Source organism: Oribacterium sp., assembly GCF_057249185.1.
The window spans coordinates 1-3827 of the sequence record NZ_DBHIGR010000194.1; the positions used below are offsets into that span (position 1 = coordinate 1).

Here is a 3827-nt window from a genome sequence, read left to right on the forward strand (position 1 = left end):
ACCAATGACGGACAGGTGATTCGTCTGGTTTTTCCGGAGCTTACCGAGGAGAGACGTAAAGAATTAACCAAGGATGTAAAGAAAAAGGGAGAGGCCGCTAAGATTGCCATTCGAAATATTCGTAGGGATGCTATGGATTTAGCGAAGAAGCTGGAAAAGAATGCGGAAATCACCGAGGATGACCTGAGTAGACAAACCAAGGATATTCAGGAGCTTACAGACCATATGATTGAGAAAATTGACAAGTCTGTTGAGGCTAAGAATAAGGAATTAATGACTGTATGATTTTTCAAAATAATCAAGAGCAAAGAAGCCTTCCAAGGCACATTGCCATCATCTTGGATGGCAATGGTCGTTGGGCGGCTTCTCATGCGTTACCAAGGGCTTTAGGACATAAAAAGGGTTGTGAGACTCTGGAACAAACCGTGGAAGATTGTGCCAGGCTTGGCATAGAGTATTTAACAGTTTACGGCTTTTCCACGGAAAACTGGAAACGTTCCGAGGAAGAGGTGGGAGCTTTGATGCAGCTCTTTCGTTTCTATATGAAAAAGTTAATTACTGTAGCCAATGCCAATAATGTTCGAGCGAAAATGATAGGAGAAAGAAGCCGTTTTCCGGAAGACATTCAAAAGGGAATTGCCGAGCTGGAAGAGAGTACCAAGGCAAATACCGGTATGCTCTTCAGCTTCGCCGTAAATTATGGGGGAAGAGATGAGATAATCAGGGCGATTCACAGAATAGTGTTGGAAAGCCCTCCTTCAGAGCTCACAGAAAAGCTTTCTCACCTTACGGAAGAAGAGTTTTCGAAGTATCTGGATACTGCAGGAACGCCGGATCCGGATTTAGTGATTCGCACATCCGGAGAGTTTCGTACCTCCAACTTCCTCCTATGGCAGTCCGCCTATGCGGAGTATTATATCAGCTCGGTATACTGGCCGGACTTCAACCTGGAAGAGCTTCAGAAGGCCATAGAATCCTATCAGAAGAGAGAACGACGCTTTGGGGGACGAAAGGCATAAATAATTTGTTTTTCTTTTACTGGAACTTTTATTCTATGAAGCTAGGAATGTAAGGAAGAATAATTTTGAAAATTGTTTAGGAAGTGTAAGGAAGAATAACTTTGAAAATTGTTTAGGGATTATAGAAATTATAGTAAAGGGTAGTATATGGTAGAACAAAAGGAAAATAGGACGGAACAAAGTAAGGGACAAAATGAACACAAGTTGAGTTCTTTTCTGACAAGGCTGATTAGCGGTATTGCTCTGCTTTTACTGTTATTTGGAATTCTTCCGCTAGGAGGTTTACCGGTCTTGTTTTTTTGCCTGTTTTTATCCCTCTTTGCCACTTATGAATTATTGCATTGCTTTTCCTTAGATAAGAAGGGGATTTCTTTCTTGTCTTATTTTTTTGTTGTTCTTTACTATTCAGCCTTATTTTTGCACCTTCCTATTTCTTTCTTTTTGCTTCTTTCTTATCTTTTTCTTTTGGGATTCTATTATGTATTAAGCTATCCCAAGGCGGATATTCGGGAGATTGCACTGTTCTTTTTGGTTTTTCCCTATGCGGGAATTCTTTTATCCTATATTTATCAGTGTAGAACACTACCCCATGGAAAGGTTTTGGTTTGGCTGGTATTTTTATCCAGTTGGGGAGCGGATACCTGTGCCTATTGCGCCGGTCTTCTTTTTGGAAAACATAAGATGACGCCGGTTTTAAGTCCGAAAAAAACTTGGGAAGGTGCTGTGGGAGGGATTCTGGGATCCGGAATTTTAGCTTTTATTTTTGCTCTTTTCTTTAAGGGAAGAGGTCTACCTTTACATCTGTCTCCATTTCTTTTGGCGCTGGCAGTATCCCTTGCCGCCTTATTTTCTATCGGAGGAGATTTGATGGCATCCGGAATGAAAAGGGATTTTCAAATTAAGGACTACAGCCATTTGATTCCGGGACATGGAGGAATTTTGGATCGTTTTGATTCTGTTCTGTTTACGGCGCCCATTATTTACTATGGCATAACAGTTTTAGATTATTTTAAAAAGATTTAATACAAAAGAAGGAAAAACAATCGTCCCTCACTTTATAATAAGCAAGAAAAACATAGATAAGAACTGATGAGATCAAAAACTCATGAAATAAAGAATAACGACATATTTAATAATGTCGTAATTTTAAATCATCATGTAAGACTTATCCTTGATATATTTTAATAAAGTAAGTCTTCACTGTAATTTGGGGAAGGTAAAGAATGAATATCGTTATTTTAGGGAGTAGCGGTTCCATCGGAACCCAGTGTCTATCCCTTTTAAAGGAACATCCAGAGCATAAGGTAATTGGACTTTCGGTGAAATCCAAAATAGAGCTTTTGAAGGAGCAGGCTGGAGAATGGCAGGTTCCCAGGCTTTGTGTATATGAAGAAGCTTTGGCAGAAAAGCTTTCCGCCGATTTGGATATGCCGGTGTCTTCCGGAATGGAGGGCTTGATAGAGCTGGCCACACTTCCGGAGGCGGATATGGTAGTGATCGCTTTAGTGGGAATGATTGGGATTCTCCCCACAATTTCCGCGATCAAAGCAGGGAAAAAAATTGCATTAGCCAATAAAGAAACGCTGGTTTGTGCAGGGCATTTGATTATGCCTATGCTTTCGGAATACCGGGCGAAGCTCTTTCCCATTGACTCGGAGCATTCCGCCATCTGGCAATGCCTTCGGGGGGAAGAAGAAAAATCTGTGGAATCCCTCTTGTTAACCGCATCCGGCGGTCCTTTTTTCAGACTAAAAAAGGAAGAGATGGAAGGGAAAACCAAGGCGGATGCCTTAAAGCACCCTAACTGGTCCATGGGACAAAAAATCACCATTGATTCCGCTACCATGGTGAATAAGGGTTTGGAAATGATGGAAGCCCACTGGCTCTTTAATATTCCCATGGAGAAGATTCAGGTAGTGATTCAGCGGGAAAGCATTTTACATTCTGCGGTGGTCTTTCAGGATGGCGCAGTAAAGGGACAGATGGGGGTACCGGATATGCGTCTGCCCATTGCCTATGCCCTCTTCCAAGAGGAAAGGGAGTGCTATAGGGAGCAAAGGATAGACTTTTCCAAGGCTTTTTCCCTGCATTTCTATCCCCCTTCCTTGGAGGATTTTCCGGGGCTTGCTTTGGGAATGGAGGCCGGTGCCAAAGGAGGCAGTATGCCTACAGTATATAATGCAGCTAACGAAGAATCGGTTCGCTTGTTCTTAGAGGATAAAATTCGTTTCATGGAGATTCCAAGAAGCATTGCCCATTGTATGAAGGAACACGAAAAAACTTGGATAGAATTTCCTTCTGTAGAGGAAATTTTCGAAACGGAACAGTGGGCTAGAGAAGAAGTAAGAAGATTACATAAGGAGGATAAGAATTGAGTATAGTTTTGGCCATACTTGCCCTGTCATTTTTAGTTTTTTTTCATGAACTGGGGCATTTTCTTGCGGCTAAGTTTTTTCATGTAGGGGTCAATGAGTTTTCTATTGGGATGGGACCCAGACTCCTATCCTTTTTATATAAAAATACCCGATACAGCTTAAAGTTACTTCCCTTGGGCGGAAGCTGTGCCATGCTGGGAGAGGATGCGGCAGGCTCCGGTGATTTTCTGGCTCCAAAGCAGGAGGATAATGCGGAAAATGTCTATGATTTTGATGGAGTAATTTATAGCGAAGAAGAATTAAAGACGAAGAGCTTTGAAGGAAAGCCGGCTTGGCAGCGTTTTATTATCTGTATTGCCGGCGTTTTCAACAACTTCCTTTTAGGCTTTTTGATTGCCCTTTTCCTAACCGGAACGATTGGGGTTCAGCTTCC

5 protein-coding genes are annotated in these 3827 nt (G+C 41.9%); all 5 read left to right on the top strand.

The window, feature by feature from the left end; all coding sequences use genetic code 11:
- Positions 1-285: ribosome-recycling factor (locus ACO4PX_RS09205; protein ID WP_485572359.1), on the top strand; the 285-nt coding region annotated here is incomplete at its 5' end.
- Positions 282-1019, top strand: a complete 738-nt coding sequence (gene uppS, locus ACO4PX_RS09210) for an undecaprenyl pyrophosphate synthase (RefSeq protein ID WP_315369993.1) — start codon at positions 282-284, stop codon at positions 1017-1019. The genes ACO4PX_RS09205 and uppS, both read left to right, overlap by 4 nt.
- 147 nt (positions 1020-1166) lie before the next feature.
- On the top strand, positions 1167-2042 hold the full coding sequence (locus ACO4PX_RS09215) for a phosphatidate cytidylyltransferase (RefSeq protein WP_315369992.1): 876 nt from the start codon (positions 1167-1169) through the stop codon (positions 2040-2042).
- A 200-nt stretch (positions 2043-2242) separates the two neighbouring features.
- Positions 2243-3394: a 1-deoxy-D-xylulose-5-phosphate reductoisomerase gene (dxr, locus tag ACO4PX_RS09220; RefSeq protein ID WP_315369991.1), complete on the top strand. Its 1152-nt coding sequence runs from the start codon at positions 2243-2245 to the stop codon at positions 3392-3394.
- Positions 3391-3827 (top strand): site-2 protease family protein (locus tag ACO4PX_RS09225; RefSeq protein ID WP_485572360.1); only part of this gene is annotated, 437 nt, incomplete at its 3' end. The genes dxr and ACO4PX_RS09225, both read left to right, overlap by 4 nt.

Bases quoted from the DNA above. Each gene is read 5' to 3' on its own strand.
- uppS (WP_315369993.1), top strand. From the start codon at position 282: ATGATTTTTCAAAATAATCAAGAGCAAAGAAGCCTTCCAAGGCACATT.
- ACO4PX_RS09215 (WP_315369992.1), top strand. From the start codon at position 1,167: ATGGTAGAACAAAAGGAAAATAGGACGGAACAAAGTAAGGGACAAAAT.
- dxr (WP_315369991.1), top strand. From the start codon at position 2,243: ATGAATATCGTTATTTTAGGGAGTAGCGGTTCCATCGGAACCCAGTGT.